Source organism: Pirellula sp. SH-Sr6A (assembly GCF_001610875.1).
GTDB lineage: Bacteria > Planctomycetota > Planctomycetia > Pirellulales > Pirellulaceae > JBKCUI01.
In genome coordinates this window covers 3,846,380-3,864,660 of sequence record NZ_CP011272.1, presented here as the reverse complement: position 1 = coordinate 3,864,660, position 18,281 = coordinate 3,846,380, and the positions used below count along the sequence as shown (strand labels likewise).

The 18,281-nt window shown below is 55.2% G+C and carries 13 protein-coding genes; 5 read left to right on the top strand and 8 right to left on the bottom strand.

Features of this window, described 5'->3' with window-relative positions; genetic code table 11:
- Positions 1-159 precede the first annotated feature (159 nt).
- Complete coding sequence (locus tag VN12_RS14780) at positions 160-1,470, top strand: flavin monoamine oxidase family protein (protein WP_240491436.1); 1,311 nt, start codon at positions 160-162, stop codon at positions 1,468-1,470.
- Positions 1,471-1,491: 21 nt separating this feature from the next.
- Here the strand turns inward: VN12_RS14780 and VN12_RS14775 are convergent, their stop codons facing one another.
- The 7 genes from VN12_RS14775 to VN12_RS14745 form a co-directional block, all read right to left on the bottom strand.
- Positions 1,492-1,779 carry an adenosylmethionine-8-amino-7-oxononanoate aminotransferase gene (locus VN12_RS14775; RefSeq protein WP_146677551.1) on the bottom strand — a complete coding sequence of 96 codons (288 nt, stop codon included), beginning with the start codon at positions 1,777-1,779 and terminating at the stop codon, positions 1,492-1,494.
- A gap of 111 nt (positions 1,780-1,890) precedes the next feature.
- Complete coding sequence (locus VN12_RS14770; RefSeq protein WP_168164427.1) at positions 1,891-2,775, bottom strand: S-adenosyl-l-methionine hydroxide adenosyltransferase family protein; 885 nt, start codon at positions 2,773-2,775, stop codon at positions 1,891-1,893.
- Positions 2,768-5,608, bottom strand: coding sequence for a TlpA family protein disulfide reductase (locus VN12_RS14765; protein ID WP_168164426.1), 2,841 nt, complete (start codon positions 5,606-5,608; stop codon positions 2,768-2,770). Before VN12_RS14765 ends, VN12_RS14770 begins: the two co-directional genes overlap by 8 nt.
- A gap of 56 nt (positions 5,609-5,664) precedes the next feature.
- Positions 5,665-6,717 carry a squalene--hopene cyclase gene (locus VN12_RS14760; RefSeq protein ID WP_240491435.1) on the bottom strand — a complete coding sequence of 351 codons (1,053 nt, stop codon included), beginning with the start codon at positions 6,715-6,717 and terminating at the stop codon, positions 5,665-5,667.
- Between the two features lie 59 nt (positions 6,718-6,776).
- Positions 6,777-7,691 carry a hypothetical protein gene (locus VN12_RS14755; RefSeq protein WP_146677547.1) on the bottom strand — a complete coding sequence of 305 codons (915 nt, stop codon included), beginning with the start codon at positions 7,689-7,691 and terminating at the stop codon, positions 6,777-6,779.
- A gap of 13 nt (positions 7,692-7,704) precedes the next feature.
- Positions 7,705-8,550, bottom strand: coding sequence for a hypothetical protein (locus VN12_RS14750; RefSeq protein WP_146677546.1), 846 nt, complete (start codon positions 8,548-8,550; stop codon positions 7,705-7,707).
- On the bottom strand, positions 8,547-11,849 hold the full coding sequence (locus VN12_RS14745; protein ID WP_146677545.1) for a hypothetical protein: 3,303 nt from the start codon (positions 11,847-11,849) through the stop codon (positions 8,547-8,549). Before VN12_RS14745 ends, VN12_RS14750 begins: the two co-directional genes overlap by 4 nt.
- A gap of 281 nt (positions 11,850-12,130) precedes the next feature.
- On the opposite strand from VN12_RS14745, the gene VN12_RS14740 reads away from it, so the two are divergent.
- Positions 12,131-13,207, top strand: a complete 1,077-nt coding sequence (locus VN12_RS14740) for a hypothetical protein (protein WP_146677544.1) — start codon at positions 12,131-12,133, stop codon at positions 13,205-13,207.
- 12 nt (positions 13,208-13,219) lie between these two features.
- Positions 13,220-13,585: a hypothetical protein gene (locus tag VN12_RS14735; RefSeq protein WP_146677543.1), complete on the top strand. Its 366-nt coding sequence runs from the start codon at positions 13,220-13,222 to the stop codon at positions 13,583-13,585.
- 64 nt (positions 13,586-13,649) lie between these two features.
- Here the strand turns inward: VN12_RS14735 and VN12_RS14730 are convergent, their stop codons facing one another.
- Entirely contained in the window at positions 13,650-15,203 is a 1,554-nt protein-coding gene (locus tag VN12_RS14730; RefSeq protein WP_168164425.1) for a c-type cytochrome, read from the bottom strand.
- A 302-nt stretch (positions 15,204-15,505) separates the two neighbouring features.
- Here VN12_RS14730 and VN12_RS14725 point away from each other — a divergent pair, with 302 nt between their 5' ends.
- Together VN12_RS14725 and VN12_RS14720 are read left to right on the top strand one after the other, a co-directional pair.
- Positions 15,506-17,080 (top strand): FG-GAP repeat domain-containing protein, encoded by a 1,575-nt coding sequence (locus VN12_RS14725; protein ID WP_146677541.1) that lies wholly within the window; start codon positions 15,506-15,508, stop codon positions 17,078-17,080.
- Between the two features lie 346 nt (positions 17,081-17,426).
- A complete protein-coding gene (locus VN12_RS14720) occupies positions 17,427-18,116 on the top strand; it encodes a phosphoribosylanthranilate isomerase (protein WP_168164424.1) in 690 nt (229 codons plus the stop codon).
- The last annotated feature ends 165 nt before the right edge of the window (positions 18,117-18,281 follow it).

Genomic DNA, 18,281 nt, shown 5'->3' with positions numbered 1-18,281 from the left:
TTTTTTTCATCTGCACGGATCGCTGAAGCGCGAGCCCAGTCCACTCTCACCCGGCGTGAGCTTCTGAAACTGGGTCTCGCGTCGGGCACCGGACTTTTGTCGTCTCAAACACCTCTCTTCGCCCGATCGACGGGGCTTGCACCCAGGCCAACAGTCCTTGTGGTCGGGGCAGGTTTCTCGGGACTCGCGTGCGCTTACGAGCTGGCGAGCGCTGGTTACAACGTAAAAGTCTTCGAGGCCAGGAGACGTGTGGGAGGAAGAGTCCTTAGTTTGAAGAACTTGATTCCTGGCAAGAACGTTGAGGGAGGGGGTGAACTGCTGGGATCGAACCATCCTCACATCCTAGCGTACGCTGCCAAGTTTGGATTCGAGTTCCTCGATATCCAAGACGAGGACGCCGCCTTTCCAATGATCCTCGAGGGTCGGAAACTGCCCGACGAAGAAGCGCGCCGAATAGAGGCGGAATGCGATTCTGCTTACTCTCAGATGACCAAAGAAGCCCTCGAAATCGACGCCGAGGAGCCTTGGAAGAGCATCGATGCCGCAAAGCTCGACAGGCGTACCACAGCCGATTGGATCGCAGACCTTCCAGTTTCCGATTTAGCCAAACGATTGCTGACTCTGCAATTCACATCAGACAACGGCGTGTCGGCGAGTCGTCAGAGCCATCTCTGCAATCTCGCGCAGGTCAAGGGTGGAGGTTTGGACCGCTATTGGACAGACACGGAACTATATCGATTGGACGGAGGGAATCAAAGCTACGCACATCGCCTCGCTGAGGAACTTGGCGACCAGCGACTCCGACTTGATTGCCCCATTCGCGAGATTCAGATCCATAAACAGCACGTGACCATCGTCGATGCGGGTGGTGAGCGTCATGAAGCCGATGACGTTGTGTTGGCAACACCACCGAGCACTTGGTCGTCGATTCGATTCACCCCCGAATTGCCTGAAACTCTTCTGCCTCAAATGGGAGCCAATGTCAAATTCCTCTCCGTCGTCCGCGAGCCTTTTTGGCGAGCTGCCGGTTTATCACCCGATGCCACTTCAGATGGTGAGATCGCACAAACTTGGCATGGAACCGATGGTCAGGACGAAACGGGATCGGTTGCGCTCGTCGCCTTTAGTGGTGGTCCGGGAGCGGAAGCTCTGCATCGCCGCGCCGCTGCGGAACGGCAACCAGCTTACGTGAAGGAACTGGAGCTGTTGTTCCCTGGATACACAAAGTGTTTTATGAAAGGGCAGTTCATGGACTGGATCGCAGATCCTTGGACCCGAGCCGGGTATTCGTTTCCGGCTCCGGGAGAGATCACCACGCTGGGCCCGGTACTTCACCAAGGAATCGGGCGGCTTCATTTCGCCGGCGAGCATTGCTGCTACCAGTTCGTTGGTTACATGGAAGGCGCGCTGCATTCCGGTGCGTCGTTAGCAAAACGCATTGCGAGACGGGATGGAGTCGAAGCCGACTGATACGAGCGAACAACGAATGTTCTAGTGGACTTGAACGGGAGCCCCTTTTTTAACCCCCAACATCATCGACGCCGAATCGGAGACCAAGTGCAATCGCAACGGTTGGCCATCTTCCAAAATCGCGATGAGCGTCATTTCCGGCTGCTGATGTTCGGGACCATAAATACCGAAAGTCTCGAACTCATCATCGACCACAATCTTCGTCTCTTCCGAATGGCCGATGCCAACGAGTCGCTCTGCCGTGAGATCCGTAATCAAATCACCGCTGGGACTGATATCTACGACGCTTCCGGTAATCTTTGCTGCCACGGCTGACGACTTTTCAATTGCGAATTGGAAGTATGCAGATCAACGATCGCGAAACGGGGGTTCTTCGGGTCGACGCATTGTAGCAAAGTTCCATGTGACGAGGGTGTTTAGCTAGCGTGAAAAACTTGACGATGGATCAATCGTCCCCTTCCGAACCATATGAAAGCGACGAAGACCGCCGGCAAGGCAGTCCCGAGCGTTGCCATTTGGAATACTGATTTCCAGCCGCCCCGACGAGCCAATCAAGGCGACCCATTCGCCAGAATTGGCGTCTCCATAAGTGTTCACGATGGAAATCTCGCGTCGATCGATTCGACCCGGATGGGGATTCTCCAAACCTTCGATAACGAGTTTCCATTCATGAATGGCACGAGGTTGCGTCAACGCAGGCAAGTCCTGAATTCGTACATTGGTCAGAACATTACCGTAGCGGTCAGCCATGCAGACCACTCCTTCGATGATTTCCAAGTCCGACTCGTATCGATACGCCACTTGGGGGATAGGGCTCGGATGCAAGGTCTGTAGCGGATCGCCGAGCGCTTCTACTTCCCCACCATTTGCTAAGTACGCAGCCACTGGCGCCATGATGTCTCGCCCATGGAAGGTTGCACTCGGCCGTGTGGCCCAGTATTCGGGTTTGTTCAGCTGGACAATTCGTCGTGGAGGGCTGTCCGCAGCGAGGGCTGAGAGAAGACCATTATCGGGCCCGATTACAAGTCGACCGTCGAAGTCGGCAACGACGAGCCTCCGATCGGTTCCGACTCCGGGATCCACCACCGCGATGTGGATGGAACCTTTGGGAAACCAGGGTATCGAGTCCTGAAGAACGATGGCACCGTGACGAATGGACTGCGGTTCGATTTCGTGTGTCAGGTCGATTACGCGAGCTTGCGGAGCCAAGGTGGCCAAGACTCCTTTCAATTGTCCGACGTAAAAGCTCGCTCCAAAGTCGGTTGTCAACGCGATGATGGCGGGAGAGTACTCGTTACTACTCAACGCTGGAGTCTCCCGCGAGGGCTTTCGCAATCGTCTCCCTCAAACGATTGGCGGTATCGGGTGTGCTACCAATAAACACAGCCCGAATGATCCCGTCTGTGCCGATCACAACGGTATAGGGAATAGCGGCTGCACCATACGACTTGGCAATCGAACCATCGCGATCAATAGCAGTCCATTCCTGCAGTCCCATGGCAGATGCCACCGCGCGCGCCACTTGCGGTGCTTCCTCCAGGTTCAAGGCGAGGAATTCGACGTCGCTCGGAGCAAAGTCGCTCGCGATCTTGGCAACTTCGGGCAAGCTCTTCATGCAGGGTCCGCACCAGCTCGCCCAAAAATCAACGACCACGACTTTTCCCTTCCGACTCGTCAAGTTCCAGGGGGTGCCATCCAGCCGTTCGACTTGGATATCTGGTGCTTGTTGCCCAATCCATTTCGATCGTCCAGCGGCTGCATCGGCGGCTTCTTTTTCTTCTAAAATGAATTTGGGGTCGATGGCGTGGCGGAGCGCCCATTTCGAGTATTGGCTCGATCGGGCGTTGGAGGCGATCTCGTCTCCAAAAAGAATCCGAGAGCAGCTTGTAAGAGGCAATCTGCATTCCCCCAATTGTGGGTGGCGACCGCAAATTACCCCCTCGGCAATCGATTCGGGAACGATGGAAAGGACAGTCCCCAGTTCCATCACGACTTGGCAGGTCATGGGTGCATCGACTGGCGGCTCGGGTTGAGAGTTGGCTTCTAGCCCGATCGGGTCTGTTGGCGCAAGCTCCGGGGGCGGCGCGAGCCAAATGACTTCCGCGATGTTCTTGCTCCAAAAGCGTTGAGGGGTACCTCGCACATCGAGCACCAGGGAATCCGGGTCCAATTCCATAAGCTTGCCTCGCACCACATCCCCTTCCCGGGACACAACTAGATGCGTTGGAGGATCGCTGCGTTGGGCTCGAGGAACCGTGAGCAATCGTTGCAGGACATCTTCCTGCAGTGCATCGGTTCCCGTATAGACGAGGTAACGGAACCCACGCACATGACTCGATCCGATGGTCGTGTTTCCAAAGAACTCGCTCGCGACTTCGAGAAGACCATCGCGAAGCTGATCCAATCGAGCCGGAATACTGTCCCCTGAAGTTAGGTAAAGGGCTGGCTCACCCGGCTGGAGAAGACGGCCAAATCGCTCCATGCGAGACTGGGGGGAAAGCTTGGCGGCCGCCGGGTTCTCTCCACCGGAAGCCGGCCTCGTAAAGATATCGATCGTTCCACTCACCTTTTCATTCAAAGGGAGCGAAAGAAGATCCGGTGCGATGCGCCACCCGAATACAGAGATCCCTCGCTCGGACTTATTTGGGTGCGAATGCCCGACGAGTTCTCCCAAGGCGGTGACATGTTCGGTTGAAATCCGCATGGATCGTCCCGGCTGAGTGAGCCAACCTGCTGGCTCTTCGTTCCATCGCTGAGCATGAATGGCAATGATCTCAGACGTTGGGCAGACGATATCGAGGGCGATCGGCGTATCCTTGAGAAGAAACGTATTTCCTGCCGCTTCGATCCGATGCGACGAATACCTATTCCCATTCTCCAGCTCTACGAAGAAAACCGATCGATTGGACACCGGCTGCTCTGCTTTGCGAGGGAACTCGATGCGTTCTACATTTGCAAGGGAAATGCGCCCGAGTGCGCTGGCCGATCCGGCCAAGCCAAAACTGCTATCGGCAGATTGAAAGTCGGTTGGAAATCCCGCGAAGTCTTCGCTATTGAAGAGGATGATTTTTGGAACCGAAGAATTCTCCAAAGCGACTGGATCCAACGAACTCGAATCGATGGAAAACGTCGAGCGCGAGATCCGCAGTTCTCGCAACTGCATTCCACCTGGCGCGACATTGGTCAAAACCAGGGACTGCACCCCAGCGCTTCGCTGCTTTTCCTTACCTCGAATCTCCGCAATTGTCTTTCCCTTCCAAACCAGTGCGAATTGTCCACGGATATAGTCTGAGAGAATTCGAAGACGCATGGACTCCAAACCTTCGAACGGAATGATAGCGGTTGCCAAATCGGCGTTTTCATTCTCTTCGAAAAGCAATGTGACACTCAGAGCGTTGCGATGCTCGATCTTGCGCACATGCAACTCCAATTTCTTTGGAGCCCCAAGTGTTAGGATCCAATTCGGGCTGGAGTGTGTCCAAGCGACATCGATCTCCATCGCATTCACATCGGGCAGAAAGACACGCTGCTCGATTGAAGTGCCTGGAGTTTCGGTTTGGATGGATCCGACACGAACGTTCCATCGTTGATCCGATTCGGACTCGGCTCGTGGAATGGTTTGTGTCCAAGATTCGGGCGGGATCATCCCAGCCTCTTTCGCGGGCCCATCTACAACCCGCAACAATGTCCGGATCGAGGTGAGGGGAATGTCTTTGCTACCAAAGCGGCTGGATCTCAATCGAATAGAACTCTCGTCCATCGATTCCACTTCGCCCGTGACACAACCACCCGACCAGTACTCCACAACAAACCGAGGAACCCCTTCGCGAGCCACGGCAGTGGCCGACGTTGTTTCAGCAGACGGCAATGGTCGGTCCAATGCAATCGATTCTACTTTCTCCCACGGGATGGCAACGGGCATCGCGAAACTGGGACAATGCCAATGCAACCCTCCATCCGAACTACCTGTTGCACCCGAGACCTCAAAACCACCTTTGAGTACATCGCCACCGACGAGTCGAAGGGTTCCAAGCCTTTTCGGCGTATTCTCGTTTACTTGTGCGAACGAATGCGGAGCGCTCGGCGCGATGCCAAGCAGGCCCAGCGCGAGCCCGAGACATACTCCGATTTGGAGCATCCAGGAAGTTCTTTGGCATGGAAAGAATGCGGCGCAGCGGAGGGGGATCATGCAGTCTAGCGCTCGTAAATTGGAAGGAATCGAAAGTTGAGTGCCAAGGATAGAAGCGACAGGGAGGTCGCGACGTTGGGGCCGAAGCTACCATCGAATCGGCCGTCAGACTTTTGACTTTGGCGGAGTTCTTGAATCAGCAGTTTGTTCCATTTCTCCCAAGCCTCAATGTCGGCTTGGAATAGTGCTTGTGCTTTGTAGTAGGCCGTATACTCGCCATAGTGATCACCGACTTTGATCGCATCTTTGGCTTTGAGAAAGGCTGTGCAGGCTTTGAACTCGGTCAAATCTTTGCGGCCTGCGATCGAGTAGACGAGGGCTGCGATCGACACGCGAGCTTGCGACTCATCGTAGCCACCCAATCCACCCGCATAAGCAACTTGCCCGCTTTTCGAAGTCATACTGGTAAAGTATGAAATGGCTCGATCGATGTTCTTGTCGGGTACCTCGATCCCTGCATTCCTCGCTGCGAGGAGAGAAACGAGGATGGCTCCGGAAACCGAGGTATCGGCGTCCGTGGAGTTCGGGGCGTATCGCCAGCCGCCCGTGCTATTTTTGTCTTGGCTGGTGATCGACGTTCGCACCGCCAATTCGAGGGCTTGACCAATCGAACGCCGTCGGTCAACCGGAGTATCTGCGCCATCCCACAATCGTTTCTCATCCATCGCCCCGTAGGCTTCGGCTAGCGCGAGGGTTGCAAAACCGTGGTGATACATACTCCCACCCAAATAACCGGTCTTCGGATCTTGTTCGCGTATCAAGGACTGAACAGCACGGCGCACTGGAGTTTCATGAACTCCGAAATTGGGATCTTCGCCGTAGGCTAGGAAAGCCATCACACAAAGGCCCGTTGGACCGGGACCAGGATTGTTGGGCGAAGGCCACGCACCATCGGGCGTTTGGCTCGTGATGAGCCAATCCAATCCCTTTTCATAGATATCTCGTACTTCGCGCGACACCCCTTGCCCTTGGACCGGGTTCTCCCGTCGTAATGCCGAGGGGGTCTGTCCCGATGCGATGGTCCCCCAGCAGATGAATAACAAAATCGCCAACCACACCCATCCTTTGGGATGGGTCTGTGTGGAGTCAATCCAAGGTATTCGTGAGTCGCAAAAAATCATGGTCGAGCCGTCGCTTGTTGCTTCCACGCTTGGAAGGTCTCTTCGGAAAGAATGGCATTGCGTTGGGAATCTGAAAGCTCGCTCAACGCTTCGAACAGTGTAGAAACCGACTGGATCGAAGAATGTTTCGGGTCCAGTAAAAAGGCTAAAAGACGCTGTCGATCTGGAGTGGTCAGTCCCACTTTGCGCTGCACCAACAAGAGCAAACGGTATTTGCCTGACCGCTCCCGCGTCGCCTCGACTCGCTTCTCGTCTTCGTCAAGCTGCTTTTGCTGTTCCGCGGTCAAGGTCGCATGAAGGACTTTTTTCCACAGGGCATCTTGGTCGAGCGTGTCTTGTTGTTGCATGGTTCGCAAGCGTTGCCAAGCATTGTTGTAGATGGCTTGCTTCTTCTCGGGCGGGGTATCCTCTCGGATTTCGCTGAGCAGAGAGGTGATCGTCGACTCAATGCGAGCGATATCGATCTCGATCGAGCCATCGATCTTCTCCTTTTGGGAATCGTTCAATTTGCAGACTTGGTCGACTCGATCGATGGACCGTTGGATCGCTTCTCGACGCAGTCGGCGAAACGCTTGACGCGAACCTCCTAGCAATCCGTAAAGCATTTCTTCCAATTCGGCTCGACTCAATTTTCCATGAATAGTGAGCCCACCGTTGTCGGCATTTTGCAGCATGCGCGCTTGAAGGACAGCAGGGACCAACGGTAGGCGACGGGGTTGAATGCGAGGAATCGCTTCCTTGCGAATTTCTGTTTTGGGTGGATCTGCTGGTTTGGAGTCTTGGGTTGCTTGCGAGAAACAAACAGAACCGCCCGCTGCGACCAGGGAGGCGGCAATCAAAGCGAGCCGAACCAACAGGAAACGAGCGGACAGTCGCCTCAATGCCAGCCATATTCGATCGATCGATTCCATAGGACGGTTCCCTCTATTTGGATGGTTCGGAGGGAACAGGCTGTGTCGGCGAAACTCGTCGCGGATCGCTAATGGCATTTCCAAGTCGAAGCGGTGCATCCAGCGGGTGAACTGGGTACTCGAGCGAGTAGCTTGGAGACCTTTGAAGAGGGGTACGTATGGCCAGCGCGTTGCGTTGTGCCTCGGTCAGGATCGTATCCAACCAGGAGCGATTCAACTCCGGCAGCAATGTCTCATTGTCGTAGACCCCTTCGATCGACCGAAACCATCGATCTTTCCATTTCTCCTCCAGTACCTTGCGAACACTCTCTTGCTGACCGCTGGACAGCTGCAATTTGTCATGAAGCCAAACGAGCATTTGTTCGATCAATGCTTCGCGCCGGGCCGCGAGGCGGTTGCTTAACTCCTCCTCGTATTTTGCCGACTGTTCGGGAAGCAAAGTCTTGGCCACCCAATCCTGCATGGACCGTTCGACTATTCCGTCGAAGTCAATGGTCCCGTGAACGTGGGACTGCAATCGTTTCGCCACCTCGCGAGCCGATTTGGTTCTCCATTCTTCTTCGATGATCGTTAACAAAGTGCGGGATTGCGACTCCGTGGGATCGCATGTTCGAGCAAGGATTCGCAACTCGTTCTGAACCAGGCCCCGCACCTGTGCCATCGCCGTATCTCGATCGATTTTGTTGGGGAAGTTTTCTCCCGCAGCCATGATGACACCATCTGCGCGGACCCGAACTTCCTGTGCCTGGAGTGTCGACTCTAGACAGAATGTCGTTACTACCGGTATGCAACATGACATCCAGCTGATCCCAAAGGTCGCATTGTCGCGATGCCGGCGTGCAAGTCGCGGTGTAGTCATCGCGATGGACCCTTGCTTTCCAAACGCTGAAAATACTCGTCCAATCCGCTTCGAAACTCTTCCGGCAGTCCGGTTCCAGTGCTGCCGGTTTCTTGCGAAACGTTCCTTTCCTGTCGTTGTTCGTTAGGGTTCACCCCGGGTCCCACCAGCGCGATTGCCGCTTCGTCGGTGGTCCCCCCCCCTCCGCCTCCCGGGTCGGTTCCTCCTCCCCCTCCTGATTTTTGGGGACTTGAGCGTCTGGCTTGCAGCAGCAGCTCAATGGCTTCGGTTTCCGCTGCGACCGCTTCGCGTCCGGTACTGGGTTTGCTTAGAATCCCGGCGGCTTCCTGCATGACCGCATCGACTTGTGTGAGGAGACCTAGCTCTCGCTCGAACTCAGCCTGCGCGTCGGGAAGCTCGGAAATCTTTTGCCGTGTGGAGGCGATTCGCTCACGGAGCAAAATTTGAGATTGCGTCAGTTCGTTCGCCATCGCCCGATAGTCATCCGCCGTCGCCGCCTCTTTTGATTGCTCAGCGACGCGAGTTCTATCGCGTAAATTCATCTCTTGCTCCAGGACTTGCATAACCTCGAGCACCAGTGCGGGGGGAAGCGACTTCTTACCCTTCTTGCCCCCTTGCCCCTCCCCTTTCGCTGCGGATTCGACGATATCCTCCGCCCATCGATCGAGGACATCGGACCAGTACTCCGCTTCCGCGATCGCTAGTCCTTGCTGAGCCGTCATACGTTGAGCGAGGCGTTGTAGGTTGCCGAGCAGATCTTTTGCCTTCATTTCCTCCACGACGTCTGCCATCCGAGGAGAAGGCCGTCGCTCCTGAAATCCCTGCATATCATCGACGATCGTTGCCACATACTCGGACGCTTGCAACTCCCGTTGACTGAGCCCTTCGAGTCGCATTCTTTGCTCGGATGTCAATCGTGCGGTGGTCGATCCAAAAGCTTCCGAAAGCTCGCGATTTGTGCCCTCTGCGATTTCAAGTTGCTCTCGCGATGCGGCCTTCAGTCGTTTGACTAGCGTGCTTCCCTCTAAATTCCCCATGACGTTATTCAAGGCATCCGCAACCTTTTCAAACTCGGCGAGCAGTGCTTCCTGTTCTTCCACCGCTTGCTCGACCGGCGTCGCTTCTTGTCCCTCCTCCTCTGGTTGAGCATCCCCTTGGGACCCCATCAAGGTGGTCGAAGGGAGCCGCAAGGCCGCGGGGCTGTTTGCAGAAGACTTACCCCCTTTTTCTCCCTCGGGACCGGATGGCTGCTGAGACGTTTCCTGGTCGTTCAACTTAGGTGCAGTGGATTGCTTCTCCTCGTCCGCACCCGATTCGCCAGCAGGATCTCCATTTTGAGTTTTGCCAACTTGAGGCGTCGGCGTGTTGTTCGATGCAGTCTCCTTCGATTCCTGTCCGGCGGTTGTATTCGCCCGAGCGCTCTGCTTGAGCAAATCCGCGACGGAAGGCATCCGATTCGAAGCGATATCCTTAAGGACTTGCTGCATTTGCGCCCAAGTCTCCAGCTGATTAGGATCGATCTCTGCATTGCGAGCCGCTTGGCGCAGAAGCTCGTCCCCCTTCGCTGTGAGATTGTTCAATCGTCGGCCATTGGACTGCTCTGCCGAAGCCTGTTCTTCCAATCGCTTGCGCGTCGCTTCTTGTCCAAGCTCCGATTCTGGCAGATCTCGCAACTGGCGATTGATCGCAAGCAGTTGCAGTTCACAATCTCGCACCTCCAACGATTCACGTTGCCAACGGTTGACTTGATCGAGAATCCAGATCGCGTGATCGTTGGGATTGAGAACGTAAAACACGCAGGGAGAGGAATAAGCGCGTTCTCGTTCCGGATGGTAGTCTTCGGCAAACAATCGAACCTCGATGGCCTTGGCAGGGATATTCATCGCAATCGCTTGAAAGACCGCCATGGCATCCAATGAAGACTGAGTAGGTCCTCCCTTGGCGAGCATCACTTCACCCGACATCTCCGATCCGGAAGGAACGGGATTCTCCGGTGCTACCAGTTGTTCCTCTATCGCTTTCCAAACAAGTCCGACCCGTCTTACCCCAAAGTCATCCATTGCGCGAACTTGGAATTGAATTTGCTCGGAATCCAGGACCACCTTGGATTTGGGCAGTCCGTCACCAAACACGAAAGGTGGTTCGTCCTCGACCGACTGGATCAAAAGTGGAAACGCTGACCGGCTTTCCAGGCCATCCATATCGCGCCAACGGAGTTCCAATATAGTGGTTTCCGAGACGACATAATCGGGAATCGCGAACGCTCCATCGCGGATGGGAAGGGGCAGTGCGTTGGCTTGGGCAGAGGAGAGCGGTTTGTTGGTTTTGGAAAGCAATTGAATCGTAGAGCCGCGAACGGAAGAGATAACCCCTCCCCGAATATCCTTCTCGATCGGTGAGGCAATTTCTAGATACGATGGAAGTCGGATGTTCGCGACTAAACTTTGAAGCTCGGGACGAGGCGCCGGCTCGACATCGATGGAGGGGGAAGCATCTCCAATCGCAACTTGTATCGACGTCTTTTCTAATTGTGCCGGAACGGAGAATGAGTAGCGTCCTTCGTCGAGTCCCACTGAGAACGGATCCTGGCCTTGAAGCCGAATACGTCCCTCTTGGGGAGTCCAACGCGACTCCGAGGCAAGCCTAAGCTGAAGGGGGAACTCTTCTCCGATAGGAACCACCAACCGGGCGGGGACCTCTTCGAGACTGGTAAAGGTGTAGCGATCGATATGGGCCAACGGAAGCGAGAATCGCAATGCAGCGTTCCAAGCCGCGGCTGGCACTGTCGCTAGTACAAAGGCCCCCAATACGACAGCCACTGCAGCTAAGCCTCCGAGCGCCCGATGCTTGGACGGAGGGAGCTCGACGAGTAAATCTCGCTTCGCGACCGATTGCGCGACTTGATGAAGAGCCGCCTGACACAACACCGGTGAACGATTTTGTTCTTGATGATTCTTGGCAAGCTCCAGGACACCTAACAGTGAATCGCCGAGTGCCGGTTGCCTTCGTTTGAGCAATCGCGCAACCGATTCCCAAGTCGACAAGTGAACGATCCAGCGGTAGCACGCCCAAGGAAACGCGGCGATACCGCCAACCGCCATCAACCAGCATGCGAACCGGAGCGTGAACGGTGTGTCCAAGAAGCGATCTAAGAAAAACACGGCCAAGTAAGAAACTAGCACGATCAAACTGGCAGCTGCGATGGACTCCCCAAGCTTGATGCGCCGGACAGTTTGGCGATACTCGCTCATCTGCTTCAGCAGGGAGACGGGCAATTCGATCACGCGCTTACTGTCCATCCATCAACCATTTGCACTCAACAGGGATCGAACCGGCGAGTCTGCGGGGAGGATCGCCGAAGGCCACTCGAAGCGGACCTTTTCGTGGGGAAGGGGCCGGGTTGCAATTTACCCCGGCGAGTCAGCTCCCTAGTATAGACGTAGCCGACCGCATTTTTGAGAAGATCTTGGCCCAATTTTTGCAACGAACGGAAGGCTGGTCGGTTTCAGGGCAGTATAGTAGGGACGGGGCGGCTAGCCACAGGTCGCCAGGATCGGAATTTCCAGGAAGCAGGTGTCGAATGAGAGTGTCCATTTCGAACGCGTTGGCCATGCTCCTCGTTTTTGCAGGAGGGGCCCCTGTTGGATGGACCTCCGATAGCGCCCTACGAAAAGCTTCTAGCTGGAACTGGCCGAACAATGCCCAAGTTCTGAGCAATCTCGGCCGCTTCTTGGATGCTTCCCCTGGCGAGAAAGCCCTCCCCAACCCTTCCCAAGGAAACTTGCTCAACGCCGAATTGGAATCGGTTCGCGGCATCGCCTTGCTCGAAGGGATTGTCCGGGCTGCCGCCGAGCGAGATCCCTCGATCCAAACGTTGCTTACCAAACTGAACGGAGTCGTTTCCGCGGAGACTTTGCCCGATATCGAAAAAGCACTCAGCTCCGTTCTTGCCAACGGCGGCATTCCCGATTGGCTTAAAGCCGATGTGCAACTTCTGGTTTGCCGTAGTTGCGTCCAAAATGCCTTGTACGACGAAGCCATTGTGAAGCTCGAGATGCTTCCGCTGGACGCCGTGAGCGATCCATCGACGCTGCTGTTCCACTTGGCCGTCTGCCAACACCACCTGCTCCAACGGGACGCATGCGTCGAAACACTTGGCAAACTCTTAGAACGCGAAATCGATTTGCCCACCCGCTACGCCATCACGGCGCGATTGATGGAAGCGGACATCAAACCGCTCAAGGAAGATTCGCTCGACGAAATCTCCCGGTTGATGAATGACGTCGAACGACGATTGGCACATGGTCGAACCGGCAAACTCGTTCGAGATAAGCAGCAGGCAATCATCGATAAGCTGGAAAAGAGTATCGATCAAATCGAACAGCAGATGAAGCAACAGCAACAGCAGCAACAACAACAAAAGCAAAAACAGCAGCAACAAAACGATTCCTCGAAACCGATGGATCAATCCGAGATCGCCGAGGTCAAAGGGCCTGGCGAGGTCGATTCCAAAGATGTGGGCAACAGTTCGGGCTGGGGAAATCTCCCTCCCGCGCAGCGGCAAGAGGCGTTGCAGAACATGACCAAGGACTTGCCCAGTCATTACCGTGACGTCATTGAGGCGTACTTCAAACGCCTTGCGACCAATCCAAAATAACCACCTCTCCCTATGCTTGGTTTTCAACACTGGTATGTCTACCCGACGGAAGGGAGCCGCTTCTCCGTCACTTTCGAGCAGTTTGCTGAATCGGTTTCGGACTGGCCCGGCATGTATTTCGAGATGGATGGCTCGTTCGTCTGGTCCATCGTTTCAGAACCGAATCAAGTCCGTGCGCAAATCGATGGTATGGTGTACGATCGTGACGACCGCATCGAATACTTGGACCTCAAAGGGAACGCGCGACCCGAGGATTGGCTGGCTCTCTTTGGAGTGCTGGCAGGGTCTCCCTGCGACGACGTCCATCAGCAGTTGCGAATCTTTGACAATGCCAAGCAAGCGTATGTGAGTTGGAACGGGATAGAAGGATTGAGATGAGGGATGTCAGGAACTTATAATCGATCAGCGATAATCATTCCTCCATTTGGAAAGGACCAACGACCTACCAAGAAGGGTAGCGGCGGTTGTGGTTGGTCCCAGAACTCGGAGCTGTTTTCGCCAGTGCGATGACATAGTCGATCAGCGCGCGAGTCTCTTTGTCGGAAAGTTCTCCCAGGACCTTGGGGTGAAGCGTTCCGGGGATTCCCAGGAATATTCGCCGATACAATTCAATGGGGTCCGTCCCCCGGCGCATCGGTTCGTTCTGAAATCGACGCGCGATAATCGTTCTTCCTATGGCATCGTTGAATTGCGTCGAAGTAATAGGCCCGGAGTCATGCCCGGCATGGCAGTTGAGGCAAGCAAACTTTCGAAAAAGCTCTGCACCGGCAGAAAGCTGCGCGGGTTTTATCTCCCCTGTATCGTCTGACGACAATGCGATCGAAGATGCCGTCAGCCAAGTAGGTATGGGCAGTGCTTCGACGTCGCGCCAACGGGCTTCGATCCATGCCTGCGCGCTCGTCTCACCCGCAGAGGTAGTTTCATCCAATTGCAATCTGCGTTTGAAAGCGACCTCCAATCCAACCCGCTGCAATCTTCGAACTTCCCGTACCAACGCATCGATTTCATCGGGAGGGAGCTGAGAAAATCCCGGCATCGAAACCCCTTGCAAGCCTTCTGCAATGGTCTTTCTCAGATCTTCGTCGGTGGCCAACGATCGAATTCCCGAGACGTACCTCATCGGCTCTTTCAGGAAGTTGCGAGCTTGGGGTTCCAGAAACCTTGAGGCCGTTCCCTTGCTATCTCCTTGGATTCCATGGCACGCAGCGCAGTGCGTTCGGAAGAGCCGACCATCTCTAGGCGCCGTATCAGCCATTCCTTCCGACGGCGTTGGTGTTTCGAGCAACTTGGAGTCCAAGAAAGGTTTTTGCAAATCCTCGACGGCGCGAAGCATTGTCGCAATCGCTGCTTCCTTAGGCGCGATCATCTGCATCGTTTGCAAGTCTGCGATACGACGGATTCTCGCCACGCGATCGAGCTGGAGATTCTGAATCGCTCCACCACTGCTTCGATCCCCTGTGAAGGACAGGATCAAATTCGCGAGTTGGACATCGTCGGTAGGGTCATAAGCCTTCGAACCATCCCCTCGGAGCACATGTTGAAACAAGCTATCGATCGCCGGTTTGTGCGCGGACACTGCCAGCAATCCCTCTTCACGCATCGTATCTTTTGCTCGAGTCCATTCGCCGGCTTCTGCAAACAAGCTAGCCCGCTCTAGTGCAGGGAGTTGTTCAAGATCCTCCTGGGTCAGCGACTGGATGGCTTCGGAACTGCGTCCGACGGCTCGCATGGTTCTCGCATACTGCGTGAGGAACTCCTTGTTTCCTGGACTCTCTTTCCTCGCGACGCTCCAAAAAGAGATCTGCTCGTCCAGCGAAGCGCTCGATAGATCTGGTGGAGCCCAAGCCGTTTCAGGGGTCGGTGCGGGGGCTTTCTCAGGAACCGTCTCTGTCGAATTCCGGACGCACCCTAGAACTGCCAGGGCAAACATCGAAACGATGACGCATTGGCTCATCGACCATCCCGCTTCGTTCGACCAACACCGATCGCTCGACATATACCAATCCAAGTGCGAGTCCAGGTCCCCAGGAATGCCCCTTCTCTTTGTCCGTTCCCAAAGGAATCGTTCATCAGATCGAGCATCAGTATAGCCAATCCGCTGGCGGTTAAACATTGTGTCGCCGAGCGGGATAGAATGGAACCGTTCCCATCGTTACGCAATAAGAAGGCATCGTGCGAACGGGATGGGGAAACCCCCGGTGATGAAGACCTAACCCTTCGCTTTCTGTCACCGGGCGAAATGCAAACAACCAACATGCAACGCACACTGGACGAAAACCCTCTCCCGAGAACGGCTTCATGAACGTCACCCACTATTGGTCCCGTCGGTCATGGAAAAACGCCTCGCGTATCTTCTTTTTCTTCTGCATCGGTTCCTTGGGCCATCCGACTTCCGCGTGGTTGAGTGCGGTCCACTTTGCTCCGGACGAAAAGGAGTCAGAGGCAGAGGCGTCCATCGAGCGGATCGAGCGGTTTTGCAGCGATTGCCATGCTCTTCCCAATCCGAAAAGTTTCGAGCGGGACGTGTGGCACGAGGAAGTTCGAAAGGGTTTTGAGTTTTACGCTCGATCGGGCCGAACCGATTTGCAGCTGCCCGTAATAGAAGAGGTTGTTCGCTACTACCGAGAGCGCGCGCCGGAATCTCTTCCGCTGGAACCGTCGCTTAAGCTCGAAGCGAGATGGTTCGATCGATTCCAAATCGACAAGTTGGATTGGAAGGACGAAACCTATATCCCCCCCGGGATCGCATCCATACGTTGGGTCGAATCGTGGGAAGGAAACGGGGAGCTAACGGGTGGGGGTCGGCTGCTGGTAACCGATTGTCGGGACGGCAGCATCAATCTGATCACCCCATCGCCGGGTCGATCGGAAAGGAAGCTCCTGTTTCGGGCACAAAACCCCGCGCGAGTCGCAATGGGAGATTTGAATCAGGATGGAAGGCAAGACATTCTCGTCACCGATCTCGGCAGCCTCTATCCGTATGACCATGGACTAGGCAAAGTTGCGACGTTGCTTCGGGATTCCTCGGCGGATCGATTCAAGCCTGCATTGATTGCGGGGAATGTCGGCCGCGTCGCCGATGTTGCAGCCGGCGATCTCGGTGGGAGTAGCATGCCCGATCTCGTCGTCGCCGAGTTTGGTCATCGCGACACTGGCTCGTTGTTCTGGCTCAAGAACATCTCTACCCAATCAGGGGGCATGCAATACGAGAAGATCGTTTTAGACCCTCGCCCCGGCGCGGTTCGCGTCGAGCTCCACGATTGGGACGGGGATGGCCAACTCGATATTACCGCTTTGATCACTCAAGAGAGCGAAGCGGTGGAAATCTATCGCCGGCAGGGAGACCAGTTCTTGCGCACCACCGCATGGACTGCGAACGATTTAGCGTTTGGTTCGGTAGGGATGGAACTCGTCGACTTGGACCGGGACAACGACATGGATATTTTGCTTTGCAACGGCGATTCCTTTGACAACAACTTTGCCAATGCCTCGCATGGGGTTGGTTGGCTCGAGAATTTGGGATCGCTCCGGTTCAAGTACCATCGGATCGCGTCTCTGTTGGGTGCGTACGCTGCGAAGGGAGGGGACATGGATCGGGACGGCGATGTCGATATTGTCGCCGTTGCCAATTTACCTGCTTCCGTCAAACCGGAACGACTGAGAAGGGAATCGCATCCCGCCATCGTGATTTTCGAAAACGATGGAAAGGAGCAGTTCACACCGCGAGGTCTGAGTTTGGATCCTCCTCGTCACGCAACGATAGAGCTTGCGGATTTCAACTCCGACGGGCGACTCGATCTCGCGATTGGATCGCTTCTGTTCGCCCCGAATGAAGTCGCTCCGCGGCTGACGCTTTGGTGGCAAAAACCTTAGATCCCCTACAGATCCCCATCGAGTTTAGGGACTAGCGAAGCGAGTCGGGCGAGAAGAAAATTTTTCATGCATGGGGGAGAATGAGCCGATGAGAATCGCTCGCATGCACGCGAAAGGTCCGCTACCGTTGCGGACTTCCAAGTCTAAGGATGGGCGGTTCCTCACTTTTTGAGCAGCCTCGACGCTGCGTGGAAAGGTCCGACCCTATGTCTGTCGAAATCCTGAATACCGTGATGGCATCTCTCTTCTTCGGAGTATGGTTACTTGTCGGCCATATCCTTTCGGTGGATCATTTTTAGTGCCCAATTCCGGTTCTAACGAGCCTCCCCAAAATCATTCAAGTTTCATGACCCGGACGAACATCGACTTTCCCAGACTCAAGTTCTGTGGGTTCACACACCCCGAGGACTTGGAGAATGCCCTGCGCTGCGGTATCGATGCCATCGGGCTGAACTTCTATTCCAAAAGCCCTCGCTTCTTGTCGCCTGCTCCAGCGACCGATCTCGCTCGCCGTGCTAAAGGGAAAGTGCTCCGGGTAGGGGTATTTGTGGACGAGTCGCCCGAGGTCATTGCGCGGCTTGTAGCGGACGACGTGATCGATGTGGTGCAACTCCATGGGGACGAAGAGTTGGAATACCTTCATCGGTTCCGGTCGCGTGCAGAGCTGGCTTCCATTCCTATCCTTCGCGCCGTTTCATGGCGAGGGGCTGAATTTCCGCAGGATGCACAGAGGTGCCGCGAATGGGCCTCTCAGATCGGAATCCTCGGTTTTTTGGTGGATGCCCACGACCCGGTCCAACGTGGGGGAACCGGAAAACGAGCACGTTGGGATTTGCTCACCCCACGGCCCGAGGCTTTCCTGGGGCTTCCTTTCTTGTTGGCAGGAGGAATCACTCCTGAGAACGCGGAGGAAGCCATTCGAACAGTGAATCCCGATGGGCTCGATTTAGCATCGGGAATCGAGTCTTCACCCGGTCGCAAAGACCAGTCGAAGATGACCGCCGTCGCGGCCGCTGCCCGGAAGGCTTGGGCATAACGAGCAGCCGTGCCGCCTAATGAGGCCATTTCGACCCTGCGCAAAATCCGAGCATCCCTGCCTCGCCTCGACCAAACCTTCTAACGCCGTTCTAAACTCCTTTAAAAGGGCCCTTCTACCGCACTACTCGACAGCGGTTTCGTGAGTGGTGAGTTTAGGGAGGGT

What these genes read in the sequence shown, in the direction of transcription:
- VN12_RS14765 (WP_168164426.1), bottom strand. Translation starts at nt 5,608, where the DNA reads ATGCTCCAAATCGGAGTATGTCTCGGGCTCGCGCTGGGCCTGCTTGGC.
- VN12_RS14755 (WP_146677547.1), bottom strand. Translation starts at nt 7,691, where the DNA reads ATGGAATCGATCGATCGAATATGGCTGGCATTGAGGCGACTGTCCGCT.
- VN12_RS14750 (WP_146677546.1), bottom strand. Translation starts at nt 8,550, where the DNA reads ATGACTACACCGCGACTTGCACGCCGGCATCGCGACAATGCGACCTTT.
- VN12_RS14745 (WP_146677545.1), bottom strand. Translation starts at nt 11,849, where the DNA reads ATGGACAGTAAGCGCGTGATCGAATTGCCCGTCTCCCTGCTGAAGCAG.
- VN12_RS14740 (WP_146677544.1), top strand. Translation starts at nt 12,131, where the DNA reads ATGAGAGTGTCCATTTCGAACGCGTTGGCCATGCTCCTCGTTTTTGCA.
- VN12_RS14735 (WP_146677543.1), top strand. Translation starts at nt 13,220, where the DNA reads ATGCTTGGTTTTCAACACTGGTATGTCTACCCGACGGAAGGGAGCCGC.
- VN12_RS14730 (WP_168164425.1), bottom strand. Translation starts at nt 15,203, where the DNA reads ATGTCGAGCGATCGGTGTTGGTCGAACGAAGCGGGATGGTCGATGAGC.
- VN12_RS14725 (WP_146677541.1), top strand. Translation starts at nt 15,506, where the DNA reads ATGAACGTCACCCACTATTGGTCCCGTCGGTCATGGAAAAACGCCTCG.
- VN12_RS14720 (WP_168164424.1), top strand. Translation starts at nt 17,427, where the DNA reads ATGACCCGGACGAACATCGACTTTCCCAGACTCAAGTTCTGTGGGTTC.